This window comes from Enterococcus avium (assembly GCF_002891025.1).
In the GTDB taxonomy this organism is placed as follows: domain Bacteria; phylum Bacillota; class Bacilli; order Lactobacillales; family Enterococcaceae; genus Enterococcus_A; species Enterococcus_A avium.
The window spans coordinates 1,974,746-1,989,456 of the sequence record NZ_NBSL01000002.1; the positions used below are offsets into that span (position 1 = coordinate 1,974,746).

Genomic DNA, 14,711 nt, shown 5'->3' on the forward strand with positions numbered 1-14,711 from the left:
TATTTCCTAATTGTCGAAATCTTTCAAGAAAATACTACCAGTCGTTGTCGAAACATCGATCTTTGCCATGTCATCGGCAACTCGACGGAATTGTAATAAACGATTGGTCTTTTCTTTTTTCTCTCTGATCACTTCATAGTTTGATAAGCGATCATTGATACTGCCTAAGCTTGTCTTGGCTAAGCCTTCCAAGCCGATTGTTTTTCCTAAAGAAACTTTAACATTACCATTCACTGAGCTGGCTTTGATTTTTTGTAGGCTATCATGACCAGCCGTCAATTTCACATCGCCATTGACTAACGAAATGCCATAATTTTGAATCGCTGCTTTCGTAACGATATTTCCATTAACGGTTTCGATAATCGAATCTAGGATCGCGCCTTCACGAATCTCAATGTTGCCGTTGACCCCTTGGATCTCAAGCATTGTCGCATCAATATGTTTGAAGGTGATATTGCCGTTAGTTGATTTTGCATATACATCTTTGGCATCCATCTCTTCAACATTCAAATCACCATTTAGTAATTTAACCGCCACATGATCGTAGGTCCGTTTTGGCAAGTAGAAGACTAATTCTGCTTGAACGCGTTTATTCGGGATTTGGAATGAGATATGTTCATCATTCACTTCGATCTGGCTTCGTTCCATTAATGATTGTAATGGCGTTGCTTCATTCATTTTACCATAAAGTTTGATTTTGGCATCTACTTTAATAGCCGCATCATCCCAAGCTTTTAAGGTAACTTTACCATTTGCTAATTTGATATCGATCAAGGTTGGTTCAACATCAGTATATAAGAATTGATGTTCAAACTTAGACGTTACTAAACCAGGAACTTTGACGTTGAAGTCTTTCCAATCAACATTTTCTTCTACCGTATCAGAAACGGTTTTCCAGGTCTTTTTCATCAAGCGGCTTAATTGAACGCCGGCTTCTCCCAATTTTTCACCAACTTGCGAGAAAGTTTCGCTTGCTTGATCCTTCAAATCGTCTGGAATATCAAAACGTGTACGATTACGTTCTTTGCGATTTTCACTTTGGTTGTCTTGAACATTTTTCAGTTCTTCTTCTTCAGCAACTTTTTCTTCTAACTTAGCGATTTTTTCTTTCAAGTCATCGATTTCATCTTCAACTGCTTCACGAATGTCATCATCTTCTTCTGATAATGTATCTAATTCTTCTTTCGTGTCCAACTCCATCAAAACTTCTTGTTTTTCATGAAGCGCGGCTTTCAGTTCATTTTTCTTTTGATTGATTTCATCAATTCGAGCAGAAATCTGATTCGCTTCTGTCGCTAAATCATCGAAGTAAGCCTCAAGGTCTTCCAAGTCCTGTTTTTCAGAGCCTTTAGCTTCTTCTGTATCTTGTCCTGTTTCCCACTCATCAACTAAATTGGTTGCTTGGTCGCGGTGATAAGAATCCACTTTATCCGCAGCTTGTTTAATCTGCGCTTCATCCTTCGCCTTCGCCATGCTTTCTAATAAATCTAAACCTTCTTCAGTTGATAAAATACCTTTTTTAACTAATTCTAAAATTCGTTGTCTTTCATTCATAGAAATTGCCTCCTTCAAAAAGCAAATACATTACTTTTGGTTACATTCATATTATGCAATGTTTTTGGGTATTTGTCATAGGACTAAAGACCCATCTTTTTATCCGACTTTTTGAAGATTGTGTTTCTTCCTATTTAAAATAAAAAAAACCAGCTAGAAAATTCTCTAACTGGTACTTACTTTAAAATGTTTCGTTACGATTACTGTTCAGTTCAGTAATTTTTCCTGTCGCTAAGTAAACGATCCACTCACAAATGTTTGTCACGTAATCTCCCACACGTTCTAAGTAGCCGGCAACATGCAGATAATCCGTTCCACTGATAATGGTATCAGATTCTTTTTCCATCGTATTGGTCGTCATATCATAGATTTTTTGGAAATAATCATTGACCCGCTCATCCATTTTTGCGATCATACGAGCATCTTTTTCATCTGTCTTCACGTACGCAATTAAAACATTGTCTACCATTTTTTTTACGTAATTAGACATTTCATTAATTTCTTTTTCAACTTCTAATATTCGCGGCAAGCCTTTTAGGCGAATTGTTGATTTTGCTACTGACACCGCATGGTCTCCCATACGTTCCAAGTCAGAGCTAGCTTTCATGATCGTAATGATCGTACGCAGGTCAGTCGTAACTGGTTGCTGCAGGGCAATCATTTCGAAACTTTTTTTCTCCAAACGGACTTCCATGTCATTGATTTCAATGTCATGGTCAATAACCTCTTGTGCTAATTTCTTATCATGATCAATATATGAACGGACTGATTTGTGCACAGCGCTTGAGACCATCATGCCCATTTCATAAAACTGATTGTGAAGATTCAACAGCTCTTCTTCAAATTGTGTACGTAACATCGTTGCCCTCCTTCTATCTCTAACCAAATTTTCCTGAAATATAGTCTTCGGTTTCTTGTTTTGCTGGGTCTAAAAATATCTTCTTGGTCTTGTCAAATTCAATCAGCTCACCCTGCAAGAAGAAAGCAGTGCGGTCTGAGATCCGTGATGCCTGTGACATATTGTGGGTAACAATAATGATAGTGTAATTTTCTTTTAATTCCAATAGCATGTTTTCGATTTTTCCTGTTGAAACTGGGTCCAATGCGCTTGTCGGTTCATCCATCAGAATCACTTCCGGATTGACCGCTAATACTCGTGCGATACAAACTCGTTGCTGCTGTCCGCCTGATAAGGATAACGCACTCTCATGGAGCTTATCTTTGACATCGTTCCAAACTGAAGCAGCTTTCAAGCTTTCTTCCACGACTTGATCGAGCTTGCTTTTATCCTTCTCACCCTTTAATTTTAACCCATAGATGACATTCTCGTAAATCGAAAATGGAAAAGGATTCGGTTGTTGGAATACCATGCCGATTTCTTTACGCAACTTTACAGTATCTGTTTTCGGACTATAAATATCTTTATCTTTATACATCACACTGCCTGTGATCGTCACACCTGGAATTAAGTCATTCATGCGATTTAGTGACCGCAAATAGGTTGATTTGCCGCAACCCGATGGTCCGATCATCGCTGTAATCTCGCCTTTTTCTATTTCCATGTTGATGCCCTTCAAGGCTTCTTTTTTACCATAATACAAATGAAGGTCTTTGGAAGTAATAATCTTCGACATTCGTTCGCTCCTTTTTCATATTTAGGAATTAATTTTTCTTGTCAGAAAAATTAGTCTGATCTTCAAGCCGTATATCATTCCTCTAGTTTGGTTTTTGTATGGTTCGGCTGCTCATTATATACCTCTTTCAACTATTACAAACTGCGAAAAGAGGAACTGATATTAACCAAAGTGACCTGATACATAATCTTCTGTAGCTTGGATTTTCGGTCGCGTAAAGATTTTGGCTGTTTCGTCGTACTCAATAACATGACCTAAATAGAAAAAGGCAGTATAGTCACTGATCCGAGCAGCTTGCTGCATATTATGGGTCACAATGATGATGGTATAGTTTTCTTTTAATTGAACCAGGGTTTCTTCAACGGTACCTGTTGAGATTGGGTCCAGCGCACTAGCGGGTTCATCTAATAGTAAAATATCCGGTTTCATCGCAATTGCTCGTGCAATACATAGACGTTGTTGTTGTCCCCCAGATAGAGCCAAAGCACTTTTATCTAAATTATCCTTTACTTGATCCCATAAAGCCGCTTGCTTCAGACTTGTTTCAACCACTTCTTCTAATTGCTGTTTATCACGCATTCCGTGCTGCTTTAACGCAAAAGTGATGTTGTCGCGAATCGATTTACTAAAAGGATTCGGACGCTGGAACACCATGCCGATACGTTTGCGCATTTCATAAACATCGATATTTGAGGCGTTAACATCAACATCCTTATATACGATTTTTCCAGTCACGCTGGCACTAGCAATTCCATCATTCATCCGATTTAACGAACGTAGATAAGTTGATTTTCCACAACCCGAAGGTCCAATTAAAGCGGTGATTCTATTTTTTTCAAATTCAAGATCAACACCCTTAATGGCTTCGTTATCTCCATAATAAACATGTAAATCTTCCGTATGCAAGGCGATTTCACCAGGCATTCTGATGATGTTACGCTCTTCCCAATTGTATTCTTTCATTGAATTTCTCCTAGTTCGATATTTCCTGCGAAAAGCAGAACTGACATCCTAGTTCACACTAATGTAACTATTTTAAGCTGAAGTCATTTTTCGATGCAGTCGTTTACCGATTGCCCGTGCTCCAAAATTAAACAATAAAACTGCTAAGATTAAGACCGCTGAAGCCCCTGCTGAAACAGAAGTTCCATCAGGCATCGTGCCTTCAGTGTTAATCTTCCAAATGTGCACTGCTAAGGTCTCTGCTTGCCGGAAAATGCTTAACGGGCTCGAAACGCTTAATGGATTGAAGTTGGTAAAATCCAAAGCTGGTGCGCTTTGTCCTGCCGTATAGATTAAGGCTGCCGCTTCGCCAAAGATTCGGCCAGAGCTTAGAATAACCCCTGTTAAAATTCCTGGTAAAGCATCCGGTACGACAATTTTTGTAACAGTTTCCCAACGTGACAAGCCTAAAGCCAAGCCTGCCTCCCGTTGAGTATAATGAATCGCTCTTAGTGATTCCTCGATATTTCTTGTTAATAATGGTAGGTTAAACAATGTTAGAGCCAACGCACCTGAAAGGATTGAAAAGCCGTAACCAAACTGAATAACAAAAATCAAGAAGCCAAACAAACCGACAACCACTGAAGGTAGCGAGCTCAGAATTTCGATTGAGGTACGAATAAGATTAGTAACCCAATTTTTCTTCGCATATTCAGATAAGTAAATACCTGCACCTAATGAGATAGGCAGACTAATAATCATCGTTATCAGCAATAAGTAGATCGAGTTAAATAATTGAATACCAATCCCGCCGCCTTTTTGATAAGCTTTCGAAGGCGAGGTCAGGAACTCCCACGAAACATGCGGCAAGCCGCGAATTAAAATATAAAGTAATAGAAAAGCTAAGATTGCGACAATTAGGCCAGAGACGGCATATAGAATACCCGTTGCGATTTTATCTGCACGTTTTGCTTTATCCATTGCTGATCTCCCCTTTCTTTCCAATGTAGCGAATCAAGATATTGAAAACTAAAGACATGAATAATAGGATCAGTGCCAATGACCACAGAACATTATTTTCTACTGTGCCCATAATCGTATTTCCGATTCCCATTGTCAAAATCGAAGTCAATGTCGATGCTGGAGTGGTCAGGCTTGTTGGCATCAATGCCGCATTCCCGATAACCATTTGAATGGCCAAGGCTTCACCAAAGGCACGAGCCATACCAAAAACGACCGCCGTCAAAATTCCTGGTATTGCCGCACGCAAGACAACTTTGTAAATCGTTTGCCAGCGTGTGCCGCCAAGAGCCAGTGAGGCTTCCCGATAATGACGTGGTACTGATTTTAACGTATCCACGGTCATCGTAGTTACAGTTGGTAAAATCATGACGAACAAAACAAATGTCCCAGATAAGATCCCAAATCCCGTGCCGCCAAAAATCGAACGAATAAACGGTACGATCACTGTTAAACCAATAAACCCATATACAACCGAAGGAATCCCTACAAGTAACTCAATGACCGGCTGTAAAAATCGCTGTCCTTTGGTTGGAGAAATTTCAGTCATGAAGACCGCCGCCCCAATTGCAAAAGGCGTTGCTACAATAGCCGATAAAAAGGTAACCATAAACGATCCTAAGATCATCGGTAAAGCACCAACTAGCGGCTTGCCATCTGGTCCTGTTGCACTAGGATTCCAGACTGTACCAAATAAAAAGTCAAAAACATTAATCTTATCTACAAAAAAGGTTGATAACCCTTTGCTTGCTACAAAATAGAAAATCGCTCCAACCACAAACACGATCAACGCGATACAAATAAAACTAACAAAACGTCCTCGTTGTTCGATTCTCGCGCGCTTTGATTTTGTCGTCAGCGCTTTTTTTACATCTTCATTTTCCAAGGCCTACTCCTCCTGATTCCTACAAACTAATCCATTCGGTTTTTTACAAACCAACAAAATCATTTTACCTGTTGAAAATCAATTTCTTTTTAACCTCCTGTAACGCTTCCATGACATTTGTAAAGAAAGTGTAAACCAGATGAGAGCATCACCGCAACTGAACTGCTTGAAAACAAAAAAACACGATCAAGCTAAGCCAAAGACTGGCAAAGTTTGAACGTGATGTCTCACGAGTTTTTTTGTTTAGTTATCCTTCCAATCCCACCAATTCTGCTTATCCTGTGGCAGTACACCCTCATGATTGGCATAATGTACGGCTAAACGATAAACATACAAGGCGCAACGATCGACTTTCTCCCCCTTATTCACACAATCCTTTAGGTAGATTTCCTCCGGATCTTGCTTTTTCAATGACTCAACAGTCGGATAACCCGCGTTTATTAAATGTTGAGCCATATTTTTACCAATCCCCGGAATGACTTGTAGATCACTTTTCATCTTTGATCATCCTTCTTTATATTCAGTAAAGGTCAACACATACCCATCCGGATCTGTAATAGCAAATTCATTGGCTCCATAAAAGGTTTTATGAGGTTCAGTGTAAATTAGATAGTTAGTTTTAATAGTCCGATAGAACTCATTAAAGTTTTCAACAGTAATATACAACGTGATGGAGGGTTGGATTTTTTCCGCGGCTAATATTGGATACTCTTCACTCAAATTCTCTTTTTCCTGCAGCATCAATGTCATGGCTTCTTTAGCGAGAATTGCAAATTGCAATGTCTGATTCTTTGCTGGGACAGAAGCCACCACTTCTAGTCCTAAAATCTCTTGATAGAACTTCACCGATGCATCCACACTTGTCACCATTAAATTCGTTGTAATATTTTTGTACATTCTAACCGCCTCCTCAATTTATAAGCTAATTTTATCAAGGGTAAGTCGAAACGTATTGTAAAAATGCGTCAATTTTTATATCGATCCACCAATTCCAGCGGTGTGATTCCTAAATGATGTTTAAAATCCTTGTTAAAATGCGGTTGGTCATAATAATTGGTGACCGCTAAAATATCCGCCGGCTTTGCTTGCTCCGAGGTCAGTATCTCCAAGCATTTTTGAAAACGCAGAATGCTTAAAACCATTTTAGGTGTTAATCCAAAATTTTTCATAAAAGCACGTTGGCATTGACGTGGACTAAAATAAAGCAGCTCATACAAATTTTTTGTGGTTTGTGGGATTGCTTGAGACAATCGCGGAAAAAGCTGAGTAAACTCATTTGGCTGTAGCTCTTTAAATTTTTTCATCAAATAGCTTTGAAAAATTTCTTGCGCTTTCTCAAACATATTTGTAAAAAACTGTTTCTGATCAAAATCATCAAAAATATCCTGTAGTAAAATGAAGGTATCCATTGCCGCTTCTGCTGATAAACCAGTTAATTGATGAAAAGCCCCTGGCATCATGCGTGCGCCAAAAAAGCGTGCCGGTACCTCAATTTCATAATCAAAATCTGTTTGTTGATTTCCTGTGAAAAAAATCAGCTTTTGGTCGAAGTCCACAATCAGATCAATACAGCCATCTGCGATGATGACGTTCTTCACACGAACTTGATCCTGTGTTTTCGACCACATCGACCAAAAACACAAGATAAACTCCTTGCATTCAGGCACTACTTTTTCATGATAAATCATGACGCGCGTAAACTCTTCATTTAACAAAAAAGGCAGTTGAATTGGATAGTACATCTTTCATCCCTCCTATTGCATCTATTATAAAAAAACACCGCCTCGAAAACATTCGAAACGGTATTTCAACTTATTTTATTACATTACCTTGCCAATCACGTTCAACTTTCATTTCAGAGATCGGAATATACCCAAGCTGTGAAACGACTTTTCCTTGAACCTCATCTGAAAGCATATAATCAAGAAAATCGGCAACTAGTTCTGTTGGCTTTCCTTTGGTATACATGTGCTCATAAGCCCAAATTTTCCAATGATTAGTCGTCACATTCTCATCTGTCGGTTCAACATTGTCAATATTCAGTGTTTGAACCTCTTTTGTAACATATGAAAAAGCTGTATAACTGATAGCACCAGGTGTGTCAGCAACAATTTGGCGAACCATTCCGCTTGAGTCTTGTTCCTGCGCACGTATCGCTGTTTTTCCATCTAAGACCCATTGTTCGAAAGTAGAGCGCGTCCCACTTCCGCTTGCTCGGTTTAGAATAACGATTTCCTGATCTTTTCCGCCAAGCTCTTTCCAGTTTGTGATTTCACCGAGAAAAATTTTACGCAGATTCTCTAACGAAATATTGGTTACGCCAACACCTTTGTTAACAATAGGCGTGATCCCAACAACTGCTACTTTATGATCAACTAACTTATCTGCATCAATGCCACTTTTTTCCTCCGCAAATAAATCAGAATTTCCGATCTCAACTGCCCCTGATTGAACCTGACTCAATCCAGTACCGCTTCCTCCGCCTTGGACATTGATAAATCTGCCGGGATTTTTACTTTGATATTCTTCAGCTACCGTTTCAACCAAAGGCTGCAAGGCCGATGAACCGACAGCAGTAATTGATTCGCCGCGGTCGATCCATTTCGAACAACCGGACAAAAGTAAAAGCGTACCTAAAAGAGGAATTAACCATTTCTTCATGAAAAATCTCCTTATTCATTTTAACGTAATCATTTTTCAAAAAACAAAAAATGATACCTATTTTCATGCCGTATACCATTCAACTAGCAACTATTTTTTGAGTTCACTTGTTCATTTTAATTAGCTTGTACTTCTGAGTATACTGCGAAAAGTTGAACTGGCATCCTTATTCATTTTAACGTAATCATTTTTCAAAAAACGAAAAATGATACTTATTTTCATGCCGTATACCATTCAACTAGCGACTATTTTTTGAGTTCACTTGTTCATTTTAATTAGCTTATACTTCTGAGTATACTGCGAAAAGTTGAGCCAACTCTAATTAGGATATGGAAATTTGTAACAAATTTTCTTATTGTCGTTGGCATACGATTCCACTAACGTATTAGAAATACGTAGTGGAACTCGCAACTGGCATCCTTATTCATTTTAACGTAATCATTTTCTAAACGATAGTCTTACTAAACAAGCTAGTTCATTTTATACTATCAACCCATGAAAGCGCAAATGATTTTTACAGAAGTGGTGAAATCAGACGTGCAATTCCTTCTTTGAACTTAATAACGATTCCGCGCTGATCATATTTTTCCTGGGTCAGAAGTTCAGATTTCATCGAATCTTTATAAAAAGCGTCTCGTAATTCCTCAGCAAATTCTGCATCATAAACAATCGTATTTACTTCAAAATCCAACTTGAATGAACGAACATCAATATTTGCTGACCCTACCGAAGCAATTCCACCATCGATGATCATTGTCTTCGCATGAATAAAACCATTTTCATAGGTTTCGATAATTGCGCCATATTCCAGTAACTCAGCCGCAAAGGAGTAAGTTGCCCAATAAACTAAAATATGATCCGGCTTATTCGGAATTTGCATCCGTACCTTTACACCTGATAATAATGCCAGCTTTAGAGCCTCATGAATTGGTGCGTCCGGGATATAATAGGGTGTCTGAATCAAAATTTCTTTTTTTGCTAAATTGATCATTTTTAAATAAGTCAATTTAATCTGTTCATGCTCACTGTCTGGCCCGCTACTCACCATTTGCAACGCTAATTTTCCTTCTGATTTAATCTCAGGAAAATAATCAGGCTGATAGACCAGCTCGTGTTTCTGCTGAGAATTCCAATCCATTAAAAATCGGTTCTGCAATGTGTACACAGCATGACCGTGAATCCGTAAATGATTATCCCGCCAATAGCCAAATTTTTCGACTAAGCCAAGATATTCATCGCCAACGTTAAATCCTCCCGTATACCCAATCTCTCCATCAATTACAACGATTTTTCGATGGTTGCGATAATTCATTCGTGGGTTCAAATACGGTAAAAACAGCGGAAAGAAAAAATCGACCTCTCCACCGACTTCGATCAGCGGAGAGAGAAACCGGCGATTTACTTGTGTTGAGCCCCAAGCATCTAAGAGCAAACGGACCTTTACACCACGTAAAGCAGCCGCTACTAATGCCTCTCGAACTTCAAGTCCCAAGTCGTCTGCGCGATAAATATAGTATTCCATATGAATATGGTACTTTGCCCGATTAATATCCTTAATTAAAGCATCGAACTTCTCACGTCCATCGGTATATAGAATGACTTCATTATTGGTGGTATACAACGAACTCTCAAACATCGTCAGCATATAAATCAACTGTTTCGGATCGACTTGGTTTGTTGTCGGTTTTGGAAAAAGTCCTCGTGCTAGTGCTCTTTGTTGCTGCTGGACCTCTACGTTCATCCCGATTTTGGTCTGCATCTTTAAATCAAAGATCCGTTCCTTGGAGATTCCCTTTCCAAAAAAAACGTATAAAATAAAGCCGAGAATGGGGATAAAAGTCAAAACTAATAGCCATGCCCACGTATTAACCGTATCCTTACGTTCTCGAAAAACAATGATAAATGATAAAATAGTATTGATAATTAGGAAAAGTAATCCCAAGTGCCCTGTCACAAATGACATTCTCCCACACTCCTTCTACTAAAGGATAGCCGAGATAATGTTGATTGTAAACAATGGACCTTAGTGATTTTTTTCATTTCTCAAAATCATCTCAATGTGAGGGATTTCATCCTCTAAATAGATTCCAGAGTTTTTTTCAAACCCAAATGAGTGATAAAAATCAACTAAGTGGGCCTGTGCCGAAATGACCACCGGACGCTTTGGATAGCGAGCCTCAATTTCTTTTAGCGTTTTCGATACGATTGTTCGTCCTAATTGCTGTCCACGATATTCTTTAACGACTAATACACGCCCAAAATGGATCGTTTCTTCTTCGGCTAGAATTCGCGCATAGGCCTGCAATCTGCCATTTTCTTCGATCCACACATGCAACGCCGACCGATCAGCTTCATCGACTTCTTGATAAGGACACTCCTGCTCTACAACAAAAACCGCCGTACGAGCCTGCAATATTGTCAATAATTCTTGTGGTGTTAGTTCATCCGTTCTTTTAATCATAAGATCCTCCTGAGTTTTTGCTAAAAATAGTTTAACCTAATTTTGGCTTAATGTCCGCTAGTAATCTTGATTCCAATAATTCCTGCTACCAAAAGTACAACAAAGAAACTAGTTAAAAGCGACAAATGATCTTTAAATAAAAGAACCCCAATTAAAATAGAGCCGACAGCGCCAATCCCTGTCCAAATCGGATAAGCTAAACTCATCGGTAACGAATGTAACGACTTCGACAAAAAATAAAAACTGGCTATCATGCCAATTATCGTCAAAAGCGAATAATTCATTTTACTAAAACCTTCACTCAATTTCATCATCGTCGCCCAAAACATTTCAAAAACTCCTGCCACAATCAATGATACCCATGCCATAATCAATATTCCTCCTCGATTAATAATCTAAATTGGCGCTACGCATACAGTTCAACGAAACCGTTTAAACATTTAATATTAGTAATTGGGTTTAATCTTCAATTCATACATGATTAAACTGGAAGAAGTTGAACACGCAAAACAAGGAAGTCCAATTTCTTCAATGACCTAACGAAATTGGCTCCCTTGCTCGGTAGCGTTTTATTTAATTGATATTTATTCTAGGAGCTTTTACTAAAAAAATCAAGGGATAGAATTTTTTACTAATTCAGGAAAAAAAATAAGCTCCTTCGAAATTTTTCGAAGAAGCTTTGATTTGTTAGATTTTTAAGAAACGACGCATTGAAATAACCGAACCCAACGAACCAATCAAGTAGCCACCAACGGCCATCGTGATATCTAAAATCCATATGATTTGGTTTGGACGCAGTAACTCTAGGTTTGACTGTAGCAAATAAGGAGCTGCTAAGCCGTATACCTGTGAATAGCCATAGGTTAAGATTAAAATTGGTACAATTGAACCAATCAAACCGATCCAACCACCTTCAAGAAAGAATGGCCAGCGAATATAACCGTTTTTCGCCCCTACCAGACGCATGATTTGAATCTCCGTTTTACGTGAAATGATCGTGATCCGAATCGTATTCGAAATCAAGAAAATTGCTACGAAAACTAATAAGGCAGCGGCTGCTAAGCCCCAAGTCCGGACAACTTTTGCCATCTGGATGATTCGGTCAGCTGAATTTCCGCCGTAATTTGCACGAAAGACATTACTTAATTGACTGGCTTCTCGAGTCACCGGACGAATATATTGTGCATCGGTCGCCTTTACTACGTATACATCATAGAGTGGATTACTGTCGCCTTCGAAAAGGTCCCATGCATCGCCCATTTGTTTTTGCAACTTCTTCAATTGATCTTGTTTGCTAGAAAAAGTCACTTTGTCCACATGATTGATATCCTGTAATTCAGACTTCAATTCTTTTAATTCTTTATCTTTTGTACCGATATCAACAAAGACTGTCACTTCAACGTTGCCCTCAACATCTTGAGCTAACTTGGTTGCATTCATAATCACAGCCAGGAAAATTCCCGCCATTGTTAACGTGATCGTTACCGCACTGACTGATGCCAGAGTCATCCAGCCATTACGCTTCACACTCTTGATACTTTCCAACAGGTGTCGGAAGAAATTTCTAATCATCAAACTCGTATTCTCCTTCCGCTTCATCTCGAACGATCAAGCCATTTTCAATCGCGATTAAACGATGGCGCATGGTGTCTACGATCGTTTTGTTATGAGTCGCCATAACGATCGTTGTACCTTGATTATTGATTCGTTCTAATAAATGCATGATTTCCCAAGAAGTATCTGGGTCCAAATTACCAGTTGGTTCATCAGCAATCAGGACTTTTGGTGTATTTACAATCGCACGTGCAATCGAGACCCGTTGCTGTTCTCCTCCAGATAATTCACTTGGGAATACGCGGACTTTGTGTTTCAAACCAACAAGGTCTAAAACCTCCATAACACGTTTTTTGATATCCCGTGGTTTACGACCGATTACTTGCATAGCGTAAGCAACATTTTCATAAACAGTTTTTCGGGGCAATAATTTGAAGTCCTGGAACACAACGCCGACATCACGACGTAAATAAGGCACTTCTTTATTCTTGATCTTTAGTAAATCATGACGGGCAACATCTAATACTTTCCCCGATGTGGCTTTTTCTTCACGATACATCAACTTAATAAAGGTAGATTTTCCGCTACCAGAGGGACCAACGACATAGACGAACTCACCTTGATCGATACGGACCGAAATCCCACGCACAGCTGTTGTCTTATTAGGATATTTTTTTGTTACATCCTGCATTTCAATCATGCTTTATCTCTCCAAATCCTCTTAAATTCTTTGCTATTATAGCATGCCAACATTGCAACAGGCTTTCATTACTTTACAATTTGATTTCATTTTAAACTTAGGACTCTTGTGCCAGACGCCATTTCAGATAAGCATCGATGAAAGGATCCAAGTCGCCATCCATTACTGCTTGGACATTTCCCGTCTCATATTCGGTACGGTGATCCTTTACCATAGAGTATGGATGAAAAACGTAAGAGCGAATTTGTGAGCCCCAACCGATTTCCTTTTGTTCCCCTCGCAAGGCAGCAGCTTCTTGCTCTTTCTTCTCAATTTCTAACTGATAGAGTTTCGCCTTTAACATTTGCATGGCTGTCTCGCGATTATGAAATTGCGAACGCTGTGCTTGACTAGCAACAACCGTTCCCGTAGGCAAATGCGTAATCCGTACAGCTGATGAGGTTTTATTGATATGCTGACCACCTGCTCCGCTTGCCCGATAAACGTCGACCTTCAAATCATCTGGATTAATCTCAACTTCAATATTTTCATCTAATTCAGGCATGACCTCAACGGAACAAAATGAAGTATGACGGCGACTCGCAGAATCAAACGGCGAGATTCGCACTAATCGGTGGACACCTTTTTCTGATTTTAAATAACCATACGCATTCGTCCCTTTAATCATCAGTGTAACACTCTTGATTCCTGCTTCATCACCTGATTGATAATCAATCGTCTCAACTGAAAATCCGTGCTGCTCTGACCAGCGCGTATACATTCGTAAAAGCATTGATCCCCAATCCTGTGATTCTGTTCCACCAGCACCTGGATGCAATTCAACAATTGCATTGTTTTTATCATAGGGAGCATCAAGTAACAGCGATAACTCAAAGCCAGAAATCTTTTCCTGCAATTGTACTAAGCGTTCTTCCAGCTCTTTTTGCAAATCGCTATCAAACTCTTCTTGTTGCATTTCCCACATCAGATTTAACTCATCTGTTTCGCCAGCGATCGCTTGAAATTGATCATATGTTTCTTTCGCTGCGTTGTTGCGATTAATTAAAGCTTGAGCTTTTTCCGAGTCATCCCAAAATCCTGGTGCAGACATTTGATTTTCTGCTTCGGCGATATCCTCTTCTAACTGCTCTAGGTCAAAGAGACCCCCTGAAGCTTGCGACTTGCTCTTGCATCGTATCTAAAAAATTACGTATTTCTGCATTTTCCAAATCTATTCCTTCTTTCTTGCGGATAAAACAATCCGTAAAACCAAACATTTAAAACTAACTCTTATTATATACATTTTTTAAGCTTCTGTGA

General features: G+C 39.1%; 16 protein-coding genes. All 16 read right to left on the minus strand.

The features are described 5' to 3' along the window. Positions 1–6: 6 nt before the first annotated feature. The 16 genes from liaX to prfB all read right to left on the minus strand — a co-directional run bounded on the left by liaX (position 7) and on the right by prfB (position 14,620). Complete coding sequence (gene liaX / locus AUF14_RS10045; protein ID WP_102866025.1) at positions 7–1,554, minus strand: daptomycin-sensing surface protein LiaX; 1,548 nt, start codon at positions 1,552–1,554, stop codon at positions 7–9. 181 nt (positions 1,555–1,735) lie between these two features. Then, positions 1,736–2,413 (minus strand): phosphate signaling complex protein PhoU, encoded by a 678-nt coding sequence (gene phoU / locus AUF14_RS10050; RefSeq protein WP_016181280.1) that lies wholly within the window; start codon positions 2,411–2,413, stop codon positions 1,736–1,738. Positions 2,414–2,432: 19 nt separating this feature from the next. Then, positions 2,433–3,188: a phosphate ABC transporter ATP-binding protein PstB gene (gene pstB / locus AUF14_RS10055; RefSeq protein ID WP_016181279.1), complete on the minus strand. Its 756-nt coding sequence runs from the start codon at positions 3,186–3,188 to the stop codon at positions 2,433–2,435. A gap of 162 nt (positions 3,189–3,350) precedes the next feature. Beyond that, the gene (pstB, locus tag AUF14_RS10060; protein ID WP_016181278.1) at positions 3,351–4,151 is read right to left on the minus strand and encodes a phosphate ABC transporter ATP-binding protein PstB; all 801 of its coding nucleotides are present in this window, start codon (positions 4,149–4,151) and stop codon (positions 3,351–3,353) included. Positions 4,152–4,223: 72 nt separating this feature from the next. Further along, the gene (gene pstA / locus AUF14_RS10065; RefSeq protein ID WP_016181277.1) at positions 4,224–5,111 is read right to left on the minus strand and encodes a phosphate ABC transporter permease PstA; all 888 of its coding nucleotides are present in this window, start codon (positions 5,109–5,111) and stop codon (positions 4,224–4,226) included. After that, the gene (pstC, locus tag AUF14_RS10070) at positions 5,104–6,036 is read right to left on the minus strand and encodes a phosphate ABC transporter permease subunit PstC (RefSeq protein ID WP_016181276.1); all 933 of its coding nucleotides are present in this window, start codon (positions 6,034–6,036) and stop codon (positions 5,104–5,106) included. The genes pstA and pstC overlap by 8 nt, the downstream gene beginning before the upstream one ends. Positions 6,037–6,279: 243 nt before the next feature. Continuing rightward, on the minus strand, positions 6,280–6,534 hold the full coding sequence (locus AUF14_RS10075; RefSeq protein ID WP_048719043.1) for a helix-hairpin-helix domain-containing protein: 255 nt from the start codon (positions 6,532–6,534) through the stop codon (positions 6,280–6,282). Between the two features lie 6 nt (positions 6,535–6,540). Continuing rightward, a complete protein-coding gene (locus AUF14_RS10080; protein WP_049219835.1) occupies positions 6,541–6,933 on the minus strand; it encodes a VOC family protein in 393 nt (130 codons plus the stop codon). A gap of 68 nt (positions 6,934–7,001) precedes the next feature. Continuing rightward, complete coding sequence (locus tag AUF14_RS10085; RefSeq protein ID WP_049219834.1) at positions 7,002–7,778, minus strand: AraC family transcriptional regulator; 777 nt, start codon at positions 7,776–7,778, stop codon at positions 7,002–7,004. A 70-nt stretch (positions 7,779–7,848) separates the two neighbouring features. Next, positions 7,849–8,697 carry a phosphate ABC transporter substrate-binding protein PstS gene (locus tag AUF14_RS10090; RefSeq protein WP_016181272.1) on the minus strand — a complete coding sequence of 283 codons (849 nt, stop codon included), beginning with the start codon at positions 8,695–8,697 and terminating at the stop codon, positions 7,849–7,851. A gap of 514 nt (positions 8,698–9,211) precedes the next feature. Further along, complete coding sequence (gene cls / locus AUF14_RS10095; RefSeq protein ID WP_016181271.1) at positions 9,212–10,660, minus strand: cardiolipin synthase; 1,449 nt, start codon at positions 10,658–10,660, stop codon at positions 9,212–9,214. 60 nt (positions 10,661–10,720) lie between these two features. After that, positions 10,721–11,158 carry a GNAT family N-acetyltransferase gene (locus AUF14_RS10100; RefSeq protein WP_049220760.1) on the minus strand — a complete coding sequence of 146 codons (438 nt, stop codon included), beginning with the start codon at positions 11,156–11,158 and terminating at the stop codon, positions 10,721–10,723. A gap of 47 nt (positions 11,159–11,205) precedes the next feature. Continuing rightward, complete coding sequence (locus AUF14_RS10105; protein WP_016181269.1) at positions 11,206–11,526, minus strand: DMT family transporter; 321 nt, start codon at positions 11,524–11,526, stop codon at positions 11,206–11,208. A 319-nt stretch (positions 11,527–11,845) separates the two neighbouring features. Continuing rightward, complete coding sequence (gene ftsX, locus AUF14_RS10110) at positions 11,846–12,730, minus strand: permease-like cell division protein FtsX (protein ID WP_048718705.1); 885 nt, start codon at positions 12,728–12,730, stop codon at positions 11,846–11,848. Then, entirely contained in the window at positions 12,723–13,412 is a 690-nt protein-coding gene (gene ftsE / locus AUF14_RS10115; RefSeq protein WP_016181267.1) for a cell division ATP-binding protein FtsE, read from the minus strand. Before ftsE ends, ftsX begins: the two co-directional genes overlap by 8 nt. 97 nt (positions 13,413–13,509) lie before the next feature. Next, positions 13,510–14,620, minus strand: a protein-coding gene (gene prfB, locus AUF14_RS10120) for a peptide chain release factor 2 (RefSeq protein ID WP_181236295.1) whose coding sequence is annotated in 2 segments (ribosomal slippage) — positions 13,510–14,547 and positions 14,549–14,620 — 1,110 coding nt in all. Because the reading frame shifts where the segments join, the coding sequence is not laid out codon by codon here. Positions 14,621–14,711 lie beyond the last annotated feature (91 nt).